Raw genomic sequence first — 14,642 nt, forward strand, 5'->3', positions numbered from 1 at the left:
CACGCGGGTGCGCGTGGTTTGCCAGCGAGTGTTGATTATGAGTTGTCCGAAGTCTTTGCCGGTTCTGTTATCCGGCTTTCCCCTTGCGTTCCTGCCAGTTTCCAATGTACTTGCCGACGAAGAAATGATGGTCTCGGCACTCGATCCCATTGTTGTTACGGCCACGCTTGGCCCGAAGACACGGGGCGAAAGTGACTCATCGGTCACGGTGATTGATGAAGAGGCTATCGAACGTTTGCAGCCTCAAACGTTCGACGAGCTACTGATGGGACAACCCGGCATCGATATCACCAGTAGCGGCTCTTTCGGTAAAAATACCACAGTGTATACCCGGGGCACTGGTAGCGAATCCACCGTTTTTTTGGTGGATGGCATTCGTTTGCGCTCTGCCACCAGTGGCAGTGCGGCCTGGCAGTATTTTCCGCCGCAAATGGTGGAAAGGGTAGAAATTGTTCGGGGTTCCCGCAGCAACCTGTACGGTGCCGATGCCGTGGGCGGTGTTATTCAGGCCTTCACCCACAGCGCGGAAAAGGGCCATGAAGGATGGGTCCAGGCCGGCGGTGGCAACTTTAACACCCAGGAGTATGTGGCTGGAACAGCCGGTACTGAAGGCCGGATGAAATACAGTCTCAGCGCTAGCCATCTGGAAACTGACGGCACGGCCATCGTTGAAGGGGGGGAAGACAAGGGCTTTCGTAATACGTCCGCCCTGGCGTCCGTTGCTCACCAATTTGACTCCGGTGGAGAAGCCGGGGTTGTAGTCATGCGCGCCCAAGGCAATACCGAGTTCGAGGGTGGGGATACCGACTTCGCTATCCAGACCCTGGGTGTCCGCCTGGAAGCTCCTCTTAGCGACTACTGGCGTACGCGTATTCTGCTGGCTGAGTCCATCGACGAACAGGAAACACGCGATGACTTTGGTGACAGTGTATTTGATACAAAGACTCGCAGTGCTCGCCTGGAGAACCAGATCAGTGCTGGCCGCCATGAGTACATTCTGGGTGGTGAGCTGTTGGTGGATGAAGTAGAAAGCACCACCGACTTTGACGAAACCAGCCGCACCAACGCCGCTGTTTTTGGTCAGGCTTTGCTGAATTTTGGTCCGACGGACTTTCAACTGAGTTTGCGCGCCGACGACAACGAGGCTTTTGGGCGTGAAGAAACCGGTGCGATTGCCATGGGCATCGATATGGATCGCAACCATAGGTTCAGGGTGAGCTACAGCACGTCTTTCCGTGCACCTACGTTCAACGACCTTTACTTTCCCAACTTTGGTAATGCGGACCTGAAACCAGAAACCGCAGGTAGTGTGGAGTTCGGTATTGGTGGGAATTACACGCGTTGGTTCTGGGATGCCGCGATCTATCAGACAGATGCTGATGACCTGATTGTATTTGTCTTCAGAGACGGCCGGTTCGCACCGTTTAATGTTAATGAAGCACGCATCCGAGGGGTTGAACTGAGTGCTGGCCTGGAATTGGACGAATGGACAGTGCAGGCGGCTGCATCGGTAACTGACCCCCGCGACCGTGAGACCGATAATCGAATTCGTCGCCGTAGCGGAAAACAGTTCCGGGTGGATCTGGATCGGGACTTCGGCCGAGTGTCGTTGGGAACGACCGTAAAGGGCCAAGGGTATCGTTACGACGATGCCGAAAATGAAGAGCGCATCGCCGGCTTTGTCACTTGGGACCTGCGGGCAAAGTGGGAAATTGACAGCCATTGGACCACAAATCTGACAGTTGACAACGTGCTCGACAGAGAATACGCCACGGCGCAGCGCTTCGACGGAAGTGCCTATATAGCCGCTGGCCGCACCGCCATGTTGACGATTCGCTACGACATTTGATCAACCAAGGAGAGGTAAGGGCATGATGGAACGTCTGTATCGAACTCTGAGCCGCCCGTTGCTCGGCTGTCTTTCGGGACTTCTGTTGATGCTGTCCCAGTCAGTGTTCGGCGCCACGGTATTTGGGGTGGTGTCCGAGCGTTCCGCTGCCGAGATGGCCGCTGGTGCGGAACGCTTCCTGACAGCCCATCCAGATCACCGCATTATTCTGCGCACACCCGAGCAGTTGGCAAACCTGAACAACAGCGCCCTTGATGATCTGATTAGCCAGGCCGATGCCTTATTGATGGCAGCGGTTTTCGGAGAGCAGGTGGGCCGGATTGAGCGTGCAGTGAGTGAGCAGGCGGCCGTTCGCGAGTTTCCAGTGTTGGGGGTTAATAGCGACAGGGCGCTGACAGCACTGTCGCGGCTCGATGGCCGCAAGGCCCTGGAGGCCCTGGATGCTTCTACGCTGAACAACCTGATGAAAGCGCCGGACCCCGATACGGATCTGAAAGTCCATCTGTCGGAGCTTAAGGCCCGTTTTCCCGCACAGGAATCCTGGCTTGAAGGCCGGGCTCTTTACCAGGGGCGTACCCCGCAACACCTGGACGCCTTATTGCGCTGGTTGCTTGTTCAGGCGGGCGAGGATCTGGACGTGCCGGATCTACCGCCTCGGGCGCTGATTCGCTATTACCGTAATGGCGAAGCCACGGATAACGCGGCGGAGCTACGCCTGCAATCGGGCCCCGTGGTCGCCCTTCTGGACCTGGATAGCGGTGATCGCCCGGGTGACCGGGCATTGCTGGACGCGACCTGTTCGGCTCTGGAGTCCAGGGGGATACAATGCTTTGCAATTCTGTCCCGATGGGGAGGTGCCAGCCTGGAGGCTGTTCGTTCCCTGAATGAAACGGTAGGTCCGGCGACACTATCCGGTATTGTCAGTCTTCAGGACTTTATTATTGGAGGCGGTGAAGGTCGGCGTCAGGTCACGGAAGCGTTGGTCCAGTTGAATGTTCCGGTGATCAAGGGCTTGCGCCTGGCCTCCCGCACCGCCAATCAATGGCAATTGTCGATCGATGGTATTCCGTCTGACAAGGTTCACTACAAATTGGCGATGCCCGAGCTCCAGGGTGTCAGTCAGCCTATGGTGCTGGCTACCGCGGAGCCGGAAGTGATTGACGAAAACACCGGTGTGGCCCTGACTCTGACCCAGCCGGCGCCGGAACGGGTAGGCGCCGTCGCAGACCGCCTGAAACGCTGGCAGGCGCTGCAAGCCAAGGACAACGCCGACAAGCGCGTGGCCATCATCTACTACAATCACCCACCGGGCCGGCAGAATATTGGGGCGGACAATCTCGATGTGCCAGCTTCTCTATATGAAATGCTGCACTGGCTTAAAGCCGAGGGCTACGAAACCGGCCCACTGCCGGAGAGCCCGGAAGCCCTCACCGACCTGCTCCAGCAGCGAGGCGTGAGCCTGCCGGATGATCCCCACGCATTAAGGGAAATGGCCGGTGATGTTGCCTCGATGGCTGCCAGTACCTACCGTCAGTATCTCGAAACCTTGCCCAAGGTTGTGCAGCAGGAAATCGTCCATGGACCTCTGGGCTATTTGCATGAGCGGCTTGAGCAGGCGCACGGGATGGGTGAAAAGGAACTGGCAACCGGCCTGTTGAGCCGGGGCACCCGGGACCTGCGGCATCTGATTGAACACATTCAGCACCCTAACCGCAAGGTCGCACTGAGCCGATTGGATGAGTACGAGGCACTTTGGCAAAAACGATTGAACGAGGGCGGCCAGAAGGGAGCACTAATCGCCAGCAAGCAGGCGTTGGCTGATACCGGTATTCCCGGCCTAAAGGGTTGGGGCGAGGCGCCGGGCCATTCAATGGTGGTGGACGACAGGCTGATTTTCCCCGGGCTACGATTCGGTAATATCTACATTGGCCCACAACCGCCCCGAGGGTGGGAAGTGGACGAGGAATTGCTGCACGCCAACACGACTTTCCCCCCGACCCACCAGTACGTGGGTTTCTACCACTGGCTACGGGGTCACTACCAGGCCGATGCGCTGGTCTACGTTGGGCGCCATTCAACCAAGGAATTCCTGCCACGCCGCCGTGCTGGTTTAACCGGGGATGACTACCCGGATCTGCTGGGGGGAGATCTGCCATTAATCTATCCCTACATCGTCGACGGTGTGGGCGAGGGCATCCAGGCCAAGCGACGGGCGCTTGGAGTAATGATCAGCCACTTGACGCCGCCGCTGGCCGCGACCGAACTCTATGACGAACTATTGGAGCTCCGACAGTTGGTGGAAACCTGGGAGTCTGCCAACGAGCCCGGCAGCCCCACCAGAGAGCGGGCCCTGAAGATGCTGCGGGAAAAAATCCAGGTGCTGGATATCTCCGACGATCTCGAACAGGAAATCGCCGGCGAGATGGGGCTTTCGGTGGAGGAAGTATCTCTTGATGAGCTTTCCCCCGACCTGCTGGTTCACGAAGCCGGCCACTACGTCACTGATATGCAGGAGCACTACATGCCCTTGGGGCTGCACGTGTTCGGCCGGGGCTGGAGCACAGATATGGTGGACACCATGCTGGACTCCATGGCCGGTAAGGCCGGCACGTCAGAGCCAGCCTGGCGCACACTCCTTGAGGCCTCTCCTGCTTCAGAGCGCACTAGCTTTCTCAACGCGTTGAATGGTCGTTTTGTTGCTCCGGGGCAGGGCAACGACCCGTTGCGAACGCCGGCGGTATTGCCAACGGGGCGCAATTTTCACGCTTTGTCGGATGACCTGATTCCAACCCGTGTGGCCTGGTCGCTGGCTGAAGAACTGGTCGAGGAGGCCAGGGCCACAAAAGATAGCACCTCAGAACAAAGCGATGCCCTGGTGCTCTGGGCCTCGGATACGGTGCGGGATGAAGGGGTCATGATTGCGTTTGGCATGAAGCTGTTGGGCGTACGCCCGGTGTGGAACAGTCGGGGCATTGTGAAGGGCTTGGAGCGTTTACCCGCAGGTCCGGGCACCGATACGCCCATTCGTCGCAATGTGGTTTTCACCACGTCCGGCTTGTTCCGGGATCTTTATGAAAGCCAACTGGAATGGCTGGATATGGCATCGCGTTATGCCTTGGCGGGTGCGGCGGGATCCATCAGGGCTGAGCACCCCGAGCTGGAAGAGGCATTGGACCAGGCGTTATCGGTTCTGCCGGTCGATATGCGTAAGCCGGGCGAGGAATCCCTGTCCACCAACGGCGTTGCCGCCCACTGGGTCGCTGACACACGGGTGTTGCTGGCCGCAGGTGCGTCGGCCCGGGATGCGGGGGCAAAGGCCGCTTACCGCGTCTTCGGTACGGCTCCGGGCGCATACGGTGCGGGGGTTAACCGGCTTGCTACCCGCACGGGCGCCTGGCAGGACCGGGAACAACTCGGTGATGCCTATCGCCGGCGCATGGGGCACGTCTATGGCAAGGACAGCCAGGGTGAACCGGCTCACGACGCTTTCGACCGCCAGTTGCAGACGGTGAACCATACCTACCTCGGGCGGGCCAGCCACCTTTATGGCCTGCTGGACAACGATGACGGTTTCGATTTCCAGGGCGGGCTGTCCAACGCCGTGGAGCACTTGCGCGGCAAACCGCCGCAGAACCGGGTGCTCCAGTACGCAGACCCGCGAAATCCCCGGGTGGATTCGCTCCAGCGGGCGCTGCAGGTGGAGCTGAGAGCCCGTAACCTGAACCCGCAATGGTTGGCCCCACTGATGGAGCACGGCTACGCCGGTGCCCGCACCATGGGCAGTGATTTTCTCGACAACCTCTGGGGCTGGCAAATCACTAGTCCCCAGGTGCTTCGTTCCAGTATTTGGGACGAGGTCAATGAAGTGTACTTTCAGGATCGTCATGGCCTTGGCCTGGATGACTTCCTGGCTGAAGGCCACAACGTGCATGTCAAAACCCATATGCAGGCGATTGCGCTCCTGGCCGCGAAACGGGGGTTCTGGGAGGCGGACGTCTTCACCCGTCAGGCCCTGGCACGTGACTTCGCCGGAAACATCATCGACCATGGCCTTCCCGGCAGTGGCCACACCCGTCCGGATCACCCGCTGATGGATTGGGTCGCGGACCAGTTGGACCCGCAGCAGCGGGAAGCCTTCGAGTCCGCGCGAAAAGGTGGGTCGGCCGACTTTCCCCCGTTAGGCGCTGCCAACGATGATTGTCAGACTCCCGGAAACCAGAGGGCTTCATGTTGAAATCGTTCCGGCATACCGCTGCGTTGATATTGTTAGCTCTGGCCATGTCACCGGGGGCTGTGGCCGGTACTGAGCGATGTGCAACCGACGATACCGGCCAGGAAGTCTGCCTTGAACAACCGGCCAGCCGGATCGCGGCCTTGTCTCCCGGAGCGACCGAACTTGTCTGGGCTGCAGGGGCCGGTGATCAGGTCATCGCGGTGGTTTCGTACAGTGATTACCCCGAGCAGGCGAAGCGGGTCACCTCTGTGGGTAGCCACACTCGAATGGACCTTGAGCGCCTGATGGCACTGAAACCTGATCTGGTCATTGGTTGGGTGACAGGCAACCCGCCGGAACAGATTGCGGCCCTGAAAGATCTGGGGTTGCCGGTATTCTCCATTGAGCCCCGAAGTTTTGAGGGCGTTTCAAGCACCATCGAACGGCTGTCGATTCTGGCAGGTACCGAAGATGCAGGCTTTGCCGAAGCGGATCGTTTCCGCAAGGGAATGTCTGCACTGGAAAAACAATATCAGGGTGCGGAGCCGGTCTCGGTGTTCTATCAGGTGTGGGATGAGCCTCTGATGACCGTGAACGATGAGCACCTGATTGGTAAGGTGATAACGCTATGCGGTGGCGTGAACGTATTCGGTGATCTTGATCGCCTGGTGCCGAGGATCAGTGCCGAGGCGGTTATCGGCGCCAATCCCGAGGCCATTCTGGCCGGTGGCATGGGTGAAGAAAATCGGCACTGGCTGACCCGCTGGGAGGCTTTTCAGAGTATCGATGCCACCGCGAAGGAGAACCTGTATTTCGTTCCACCGTCGCTGATCCAACGTCCGACGCCGCGTATTCTGAAAGGTTCACAACTGTTTTGCGAGAAACTGGATGATGTCCGTGCCAAACGTTAGTGGGAGACAGATCCTTTGAGCAGGCCTCTGACCATGCCACTTGTGTTGTTGGCTCTGGCCAGTCTCGTCGCCATGATGTTGTCGGTGGGTGTTGGCAGTGTCAGCGTGGCACCGGGAGAAGTTGTCGCCGTCATTCTGGGTGAGGGCAGCAACCTTCAGCAAACCCTGGTGCTGGAATTGCGCCTGCCACGGACACTGTCCGCGTTCGCAACCGGTGGTTTGCTGGCGGTGGCCGGTGCCCTGATGCAGGTGCTTTTGCGCAATCCGTTGGCGGACCCTTACGTTCTTGGGCTGTCTGGTGGCGCCGCCGTCGGGGCTTTGTTTGCGATGCTGGCGGGTCTGGGAGGTTTGATCATTTCCGGATCGGCTTTTGCCGGTGCGTTGTTGGCCACCCTGATGGTGTTCGGCTTGGCCCACGGCACCGGTAGCTGGACGCCGTCACGTTTGTTGCTGACCGGCGTGGTGGTCGCCGCTGGCTGGGGCGCCGTGATTACCTTGATGTTGGCCATCAGTCCGGCGCAGCGTTTGCCGGGAATGTTGTACTGGTTGATGGGAGATGTGTCCTACGCAAGAACTCCCTGGCCCGCGCTGGTTTTCCTGATGCTGGTGTGCCTTTTGGTGGTCCCCCTCGGGCGGAGTCTCAATGTACTGGCACGCGGTCCCATGCAGGCCGCAGCCCTCGGGGTGGCGGTGCGCCCGCTGGAGTGGACGATCTATATCCTTGCCAGCCTGCTCACCGCGACAGCGGTCACCATGGCTGGCAGTATTGGTTTTGTCGGCCTGGTGGTCCCCCACATGCTGCGACTGGTCCTTGGTAATGACCAGCGCCTCATCCTCCCTGCCTGCGCGCTGGCAGGCGGCACCCTGCTGGTGTTGGCGGATACCCTGGCACGGGTAGTGATTGCGCCCGAGCAGTTGCCGGTGGGCGTGATTACCGCGTTGCTCGGTGTACCCACCTTCCTTTACCTACTGTATCGGAGCCGCTGATGAATCCGTTGCAGGCTAGACAGTTGGTCATCGACATTCCCGGGCGGGGCGATGGGGAAGCGTTGAACTTTACCGTGGAACCCGGGCAGATATGGGGCGTTTTGGGACCAAATGGTGCCGGCAAGACCACGCTTTTACACACACTGGCAGGTTTGCGAGCACCGCGTCTCGGGTCAGTTTGCCTGGGAGAGCATCCTTTGGCAGACCTGAAGCGCAAAAAAATATCGCAACAACTGGGGCTTGTGTTCCAGGAGCGGCAGGACGGTTTTCCCGCAACAGTGCTGGAAACGGCGCTGATTGGTCGCCACCCCTGGTTGTCACCCTGGCAGATGGAGTCCGGAGCCGATGAACGTCTTGCAAGGCGAGCTCTGGAACAACTGGATGTGGGCCATCTCAGTGATCGGCTGGTGAACACACTCTCCGGCGGTGAACGCCAGAGAGTAGCCATTGCCACAGTGCTCACCCAGGCACCTGATACCTGGTTGTTGGACGAACCCACCAACCACCTTGATCTGCACCATCAAGTGTCGGTGCTCCAGTTACTGACCGAACAGGCGCGCAGCGGGCGTTCCGTCTTCATGTGCCTGCACGATCTGAATCTCGCGGCACGATGGTGTGACCATCTGCTGTTGCTGTTCCCCAACGGCGACGCGTGCTGGGGGCCCGCAGAACGGATGCTCGTGCCAGCAGCACTCGAACGACTCTATGATCAGGAACTGCTGACGGTCGAGGTGGATGGTGCGCCGCTGTTTGTGCCTGTTAAGTACTGACTTTGGGAGGAGCGACTAACAATATGAAAGCAACCGTACCGGCCGCAATGATTACCGCCCCTGGCTCCGGTCAGGGGAAATCGATGGTAACGGCCTCCTTGGCAAGATTACACCGCAACGCTGGGAAGACAGTTCGAGTGTTCAAGCATGGACCGGACTATCTGGACCCCATGGTTCTGGAGCTTGCTTCAGGACAACCGGTGTATCAATTGCACCCGTGGATGACTGGCGAGGAAGAGTGCCGCTGGCGGCTGGCAGAGGCAGCACAGGATTCGGATCTGATTTTGGTGGAAGGCTCTATGGGGTTATTTGACGGTGACCCTTCCAGTGCAGACCTGGCCAAGCTGATGGGTATTCCCGCGTTGCCGGTCATTGACGCCCGGGGCATGGCACAGACATTCGGCGCCATTGCCTTGGGAATGGCTAACTTTGATCCGGAGTTGCCGGTTCGCCAGGTAATCGCTAACCGAATTGGCAGTGCCCGTCACGGGGATATGTTGCGGGAGAGCCTACCGAATGGCATTGAACTGTTGGGGGCGATTCCCCGCAACGAAACCATGAACATTCCGGACCGGCACCTGGGGCTGGTGCAGGCTGGGGAGCTGAATGACTTGGACCACCGCCTGGATGCCGCTGCTGAGGTACTAGCGGAGGCGGGGCTTGATGGTTTACCGCTTCCGGTTACGCTGGAAGCTGAGAAACCCGAGCCGCCACGACAGTTATTGAATGGCGTGCGCATTGCTATCGCCCGGGACGCAGCGTTCAGCTTTATTTACCGTGCCAATCTGGACATGTTGCAGACCATGGGTGCGGAACTGGCATTCTTCTCTCCGCTGGTGGATTCGAATTTGCCAGAGGCAGACGCACTCTGGTTACCAGGCGGGTACCCGGAACTGCATGGTGCCACTCTGGCAGGTAACCGTCCTATGCTGGAGGCTATTCGCAACCACTATAGCGCCGGTAAACCCATGCTGGCCGAGTGCGGAGGGCTAATGGCCTGTGTGGAGGAACTGGCGGACCACGACGGACAGATCCACAACCTGCTCGGAATTATCCCGGGTCGCGCCAGTATGGCCAGCCGCCTGCAGGCGCTGGGTCTGCAGAGCCTGAATACCGGGCAGGGGCAGTTGCGGGGCCATACCTATCATCACTCGCGACTGGAAACTGACTGGCACCCCCTGGCTCGAACCCGCAAGGTTGCGGGTGCAGAGGCTGAACCGGTGTATTGCCGGAACGGTCTGGTGGCCAGCTATTTCCACGGTTATTTCCCCTCAGCCCCGGAACTGGTGGCCGGAATTTTTCGCGGGCAGGCCTTTCGCCCGCTTAACGATAAGGAGCCTGACCATGCGTGAACGCGCTAAAGATCCCGAACGCCATGCTCGCCGCATGGACGCAAAGCAGAAGATCATGCAGGAGCGCATCTCCCGTGCCCAGAAAGAGCAGGGCGTGCTGCTGGTGCTGACAGGGCCTGGCAAGGGCAAGAGCAGTTCCGGTTTTGGCATGGTGGCCCGGGCGCTGGGCCACGGCATGAAAGTGGGTATTGTCCAGTTCATCAAAGGCGCGTTCAGCACCGGTGAAGAAGCATTTTTCCGAGAATTGCCCAACGTGAGTTACCACGTTATGGGCCAGGGCTATACCTGGGATACCAAGAACCGGGAGCAGGACGTGGAAGCCGCCAATGCAGCCTGGGATGTGGCCGCCAACATGTTGAAAGACGACAGTTACGACCTGATCCTGCTGGACGAACTCAACATCGCCCTGAAGTACGACTACATTGATCTGGACCGAGTGCTGGACGACCTCCAGGGTCGGCCTGAGATGCAGCATGTAGTGGTCACCGGCCGCTCCGCACCACAGGAACTGGTGGACCTGGCGGACACGGTCACCGAAATGGGTGTGGTAAAGCACGCCTTCAAGGACCTGGGTGTGAAAGCCCAGAAAGGCGTCGAGCTTTAGCAAAGGCCATTATCCATGACCACCTTGATGATACAGGGAACGACCTCTGATGCCGGCAAGACCACAGTCGTCGCCGCCCTGTGTCGGTGGCTGGCGCGGCAGGGTGTTTCCGTAGCACCTTTCAAACCCCAGAACATGGCCCTGAACAGTGCGGTTACCGTCGACGGCGGTGAAATAGGCCGCTCCACCGCACTTCAGGCCTTGGCCTGTGGCCTTGAACCACACAGTGACATGAATCCGGTTCTGCTCAAACCACAGAGTGACTGCGGCGCCCAGGTCATCCTGCGGGGCAGGGTTCACGGCAATATGGACGCACTGGATTATCACGCCTACAAGGCAGAGGCGATGGCCTCTGTGATGGAGGCGTGGCGCGCCCTGAGCGCCCGTTACGACGTGATCATCGCCGAAGGTGCGGGTAGTCCCGCCGAGATTAACCTGCGTGCGAATGATATCGCCAACATGGGCTTCGCCGAAGCGGCCGATTGCCCGGTGCTCCTTGTTGGCGATATCGATAAGGGTGGTGTATTTGCACAATTGGTGGGCACCCTCGAGCTCATTTCTGAGAGCGAACGGGCGCGTACGAAAAGTTTTATTATCAACCGCTTTAGGGGCGATATTGCGTTGCTGAAGCCAGGCCTTGATTGGCTGACCGAACGCACCGACAAACCCGTGGCCGGTGTGTTGCCGTATCTGCATGGGCTGGTGATCGACGCAGAAGATAGCGTCGGGACCAGCGGCATCAGCGAACCAGATGCGCTGAATGTGATCGTCCCGGTATTGCCACGCATCAGCAACCACAATGACTTCGACCCCCTGCGCTTGCACCCTGGAGTCAATCTCCAATTCATCGGCCCCGAGCAGCGGATTCCCCCTGCGGACCTGATCCTCTTGCCGGGCAGCAAAAGCACCCGCCATGATCTGCAATGGCTGAGATCCCAGGGATGGCCAGAAGCTATTCAGAAACACCTCCGTTATGGCGGCAAAGTGTTAGGCATTTGCGGCGGCTTTCAGATGATGGGGCGGGAGGTATCGGACCCGGACGGCCTGGAAGGGGATGCCGGCACCACGCCGGGCCTTGAGTTGCTCAACATGACCACACGGATAGTTGCCGGCAAAACGCTGAAGGATGTTGCCGGTGTGTTGGAGCTCGGCACAGGAAAGGCCCGGTTCACGGGTTATGAGATGCACAACGGTATTTCCTGCGGCCCCGCATTTGAACGCCCAATGGCGACGCTGGATGGAACTCCTGAAGGTGCGATGAGTGAGGATGGCCAGATGATGGGAACCTATGTTCATGGCATTTTCGATCTGCCAGAAGCGGCCACCGAGATACTGAAATGGGCGGGCTTGGGAGCCCAGCATCAGGCCGTGGACTATAGAGCACACCGCCTGGAACAGTTGAATCGCCTGGCGGATCTCGTTGATGAGTGTCTGGACACGGGGCTCCTGAAGCATCTGCTGGGCCTCGACGGACGGCATTAGAGGCAAAGAATGACAGACGACAAAGCTCACCAATCAGACCAGAATCGCCCCTTTAGTGACGAAGAAATGAAGGGCCTATATCGTGCTATCCATGAGCGCCGGGATGTTCGCTCACAGTTTCTCCCCGACCGGATCCCCTCGGATACCCTTGCCCGACTGCTTGATGCCGCCCACCACGCGCCCTCCGTTGGCTTTATGCAGCCGTGGGATTTTCTCGTCATCGATAGCAAGGCAGTGCGGCGGGAGGTGCTTTCCATTTTCGAGGAAGAGAACCGGAAAGCCGCAGAAAATTATGAAGGCGAGCGTAATACGCAGTATAAAAGCTTGAAGCTGCAGGGCATTCTGGAAAGCCCGGTTAATCTATGTATCACCTGCGATCGAAGTCGGGGGGGAACCCATGTTCTGGGGCGTAACTCGATTGTCGAAACGGACCTGTTCAGTACCTGCCTGGCAGTGCAGAATTTCTGGTTGGCAGCGAGGGCTGAGGGGATTGGTGTGGGCTGGGTCAGTATCCTGAATCAGGAAAAACTGGCGAAGACACTGCAGCTTCCCGAGCATGTGTATCCGCTGGCTTATCTGTGCCTCGGTTTTGTTAGCGAGTTTCTTGCACAACCCGAGCTCGAAAAGAAGGGGTGGCGCTCGCGTTTGCCCCTGGCCGACCTCGTGCATGGGAGTACCTGGGGAGAGTCTCTGACGGAAGAGGCGTTAGAAGCTGAGATTCGGAAAGGTTAAAGTAGTGGCCAAGATGCTAGGTGAGGTTGCGGAATGAAAGTGGCTGATAAGGTGCGCTCGCCCTGTGTGAGTATTTGCGCACTTGATGACAATGATATGTGTGTTGGGTGCCATCGCAGTGGTGACGAAATCACGCGGTGGTCCCAGATGAGCAATGAAGAGCGCCGGGAAGTGCTGCACAAAGTGGCCGAGCGTGAAAGCAAATTTTTGATCTAGGTCGTTAACCACCAATACCAGGCAAGGCAGAAACTTTCATGACTGACACAGTTCGTATTGGTACTCCGCTGAAAGAAAATGCTTTCAGGGTTCTCTTCTGTGGCTCGGGAGAGCTGGGCAAGGAAGTTGTGATTGAACTCCAGCGCCTTGGCGTGGAGGTTATCGCAGTTGACCGTTACGCAAACGCCCCGGCCATGCAGGTTGCTCATCGTAGCCACGTTGTCGATATGCTGGACGGCGCCGCCTTACGCAGCATTATCGAGGTAGAACAGCCGAACCTCATCGTGCCCGAAATTGAAGCGATTGCCACTCCGGAGTTGGTGAAGCTCGAGCAGGAAGGTTACCGGGTGATTCCCACTGCAAGAGCTGTCAATCTCACCATGAACCGAGAAGGTATCCGTCGCCTGGCTGCAGAGGAACTTGGTCTCGCAACGTCGCCCTATAGGTTTGCAGAGTCGAAAGAAGAGTATCTTGCAGCGGTCGAAGCCATCGGCATGCCTCTGGTGGTGAAGCCGGTGATGAGTTCCTCCGGTAAAGGGCAAAGCACCGTTAAATCCCGTGATGATATCGAGATGGCCTGGGATTACGCCCAGACCGGTGGTCGTGCTGGTAAGGGTAGGGTGATTGTTGAAGGGTTTGTGGATTTCGACTACGAAATCACTCTGTTGACCGTAAAGCACCGCGATGGTATTTCATTCTGTGATCCTATTGGGCATCACCAGGAAGACGGTGATTACCGTGAGTCCTGGCAGCCACAACCGATGAGCGAAAAGGCACTGACCCGGTCCCGGGAAATTGCTGAAGCGGTCGCCAGCAACCTGGGTGGCTATGGCGTGTACGGCGTGGAGTTGTTTGTGAAGGGCGACGACGTGTGGTTTTCAGAGGTGTCGCCACGCCCCCACGACACGGGGTTGGTGACTCTGGTTTCCCAGGATCTCTCGGAGTTTGCCTTGCACGCTCGAGCCATCCTTGGGTTGCCGATACCGGCGATCCGTCAACAGGGCCCCTCAGCCTCCGCAGTGATATTGCCGGAGGGGGAATCGAAAGCGGTTGCCTATTCGGGGCTTGAAAAAGCGCTGGCTCAACCTGACATCTTTCTTAGGCTCTTCGGGAAACCCGAATTGAAGGGGCGGCGAAGAATGGGCGTCGCGCTTGCTTCCGGCAGCTCAATTGCCGAAGCCAGGGAGAAAGCAGTCCAGGCGGCAGCCGCCGTGAAAACCGAGCTTTGACGGTAAATCGTCAGGTTTACTGAAAAAGTTATAACGAACCGTTGACACTTTAAGTGAGCTCTGTAGAATACGCATCTCTTTCGAGGGGCACGCCACTGAGGCGGGTCAGAAATTGAAAGGCAACCGTTTGAATTGATTGAAGATTTCGAGTTTCAAAATTCTTCAGAAAGCGGTTGACAAGGCGGTGATTCGATGTAGAATACGCCACCTTGATCGGGCAAGCCCCGAACGCTCTTTAAAAAGTTAACCAAGTAATTCGTGTGGGCGCTGGCCGAGGTATTTCGGATACGAAATATC

The 14,642-nt window shown here is 58.2% G+C and carries 11 protein-coding genes; all 11 read left to right on the forward strand.

The window, feature by feature from the left end:
• The first annotated feature begins 37 nt into the window (after nt 1-37).
• Genes AC0B60_RS03055 through purT form a run of 11 tightly spaced genes read left to right on the forward strand, consistent with a single transcriptional unit; the run spans nt 38 to nt 14,345 of the window.
• Nucleotides 38-1,849 (forward strand): TonB-dependent receptor plug domain-containing protein, encoded by a 1,812-nt coding sequence (locus tag AC0B60_RS03055; protein WP_465083886.1) that lies wholly within the window; start codon nt 38-40, stop codon nt 1,847-1,849.
• 22 nt (nt 1,850-1,871) lie between these two features.
• Nucleotides 1,872-6,083, forward strand: coding sequence for a cobaltochelatase subunit CobN (locus AC0B60_RS03060; protein ID WP_465083888.1), 4,212 nt, complete (start codon nt 1,872-1,874; stop codon nt 6,081-6,083).
• Nucleotides 6,077-6,973, forward strand: a complete 897-nt coding sequence (locus AC0B60_RS03065; RefSeq protein ID WP_465083890.1) for a cobalamin-binding protein — start codon at nt 6,077-6,079, stop codon at nt 6,971-6,973. The genes AC0B60_RS03060 and AC0B60_RS03065 overlap by 7 nt, the downstream gene beginning before the upstream one ends.
• Nucleotides 6,974-7,006: 33 nt before the next feature.
• On the forward strand, nt 7,007-7,960 hold the full coding sequence (locus AC0B60_RS03070) for a FecCD family ABC transporter permease (RefSeq protein ID WP_465083943.1): 954 nt from the start codon (nt 7,007-7,009) through the stop codon (nt 7,958-7,960).
• Nucleotides 7,960-8,730, forward strand: a complete 771-nt coding sequence (locus tag AC0B60_RS03075) for an ABC transporter ATP-binding protein (protein ID WP_465083891.1) — start codon at nt 7,960-7,962, stop codon at nt 8,728-8,730. Before AC0B60_RS03070 ends, AC0B60_RS03075 begins: the two co-directional genes overlap by 1 nt.
• A gap of 23 nt (nt 8,731-8,753) precedes the next feature.
• Nucleotides 8,754-10,082 carry a cobyrinate a,c-diamide synthase gene (locus AC0B60_RS03080; RefSeq protein WP_465083893.1) on the forward strand — a complete coding sequence of 443 codons (1,329 nt, stop codon included), beginning with the start codon at nt 8,754-8,756 and terminating at the stop codon, nt 10,080-10,082.
• A complete protein-coding gene (gene cobO, locus AC0B60_RS03085) occupies nt 10,075-10,686 on the forward strand; it encodes a cob(I)yrinic acid a,c-diamide adenosyltransferase (protein WP_465083894.1) in 612 nt (203 codons plus the stop codon). Before AC0B60_RS03080 ends, cobO begins: the two co-directional genes overlap by 8 nt.
• 15 nt (nt 10,687-10,701) lie before the next feature.
• Complete coding sequence (locus AC0B60_RS03090) at nt 10,702-12,168, forward strand: cobyric acid synthase (protein ID WP_465083896.1); 1,467 nt, start codon at nt 10,702-10,704, stop codon at nt 12,166-12,168.
• 9 nt (nt 12,169-12,177) lie between these two features.
• Nucleotides 12,178-12,900 (forward strand): 5,6-dimethylbenzimidazole synthase, encoded by a 723-nt coding sequence (bluB, locus tag AC0B60_RS03095; protein WP_465083898.1) that lies wholly within the window; start codon nt 12,178-12,180, stop codon nt 12,898-12,900.
• Nucleotides 12,901-12,933: 33 nt separating this feature from the next.
• Entirely contained in the window at nt 12,934-13,116 is a 183-nt protein-coding gene (locus AC0B60_RS03100) for a DUF1289 domain-containing protein (protein ID WP_465083900.1), read from the forward strand.
• Nucleotides 13,117-13,154: 38 nt separating this feature from the next.
• Nucleotides 13,155-14,345, forward strand: a complete 1,191-nt coding sequence (gene purT / locus AC0B60_RS03105) for a formate-dependent phosphoribosylglycinamide formyltransferase (RefSeq protein ID WP_465083902.1) — start codon at nt 13,155-13,157, stop codon at nt 14,343-14,345.
• Nucleotides 14,346-14,642 lie beyond the last annotated feature (297 nt).

Source organism: Marinobacter sp. V34, from assembly GCF_055524115.1.

Bases quoted from the DNA above. Each gene is read 5' to 3' on its own strand.
- AC0B60_RS03080 (WP_465083893.1), top strand. From the start codon at position 8,754: ATGAAAGCAACCGTACCGGCCGCAATGATTACCGCCCCTGGCTCCGGT.
- AC0B60_RS03065 (WP_465083890.1), top strand. From the start codon at position 6,077: ATGTTGAAATCGTTCCGGCATACCGCTGCGTTGATATTGTTAGCTCTG.
- AC0B60_RS03070 (WP_465083943.1), top strand. From the start codon at position 7,007: ATGCCACTTGTGTTGTTGGCTCTGGCCAGTCTCGTCGCCATGATGTTG.
- purT (WP_465083902.1), top strand. From the start codon at position 13,155: ATGACTGACACAGTTCGTATTGGTACTCCGCTGAAAGAAAATGCTTTC.
- AC0B60_RS03055 (WP_465083886.1), top strand. From the start codon at position 38: ATGAGTTGTCCGAAGTCTTTGCCGGTTCTGTTATCCGGCTTTCCCCTT.
- cobO (WP_465083894.1), top strand. From the start codon at position 10,075: ATGCGTGAACGCGCTAAAGATCCCGAACGCCATGCTCGCCGCATGGAC.
- AC0B60_RS03075 (WP_465083891.1), top strand. From the start codon at position 7,960: ATGAATCCGTTGCAGGCTAGACAGTTGGTCATCGACATTCCCGGGCGG.
- AC0B60_RS03060 (WP_465083888.1), top strand. From the start codon at position 1,872: ATGATGGAACGTCTGTATCGAACTCTGAGCCGCCCGTTGCTCGGCTGT.
- bluB (WP_465083898.1), top strand. From the start codon at position 12,178: ATGACAGACGACAAAGCTCACCAATCAGACCAGAATCGCCCCTTTAGT.
- AC0B60_RS03090 (WP_465083896.1), top strand. From the start codon at position 10,702: ATGACCACCTTGATGATACAGGGAACGACCTCTGATGCCGGCAAGACC.
- AC0B60_RS03100 (WP_465083900.1), top strand. From the start codon at position 12,934: ATGAAAGTGGCTGATAAGGTGCGCTCGCCCTGTGTGAGTATTTGCGCA.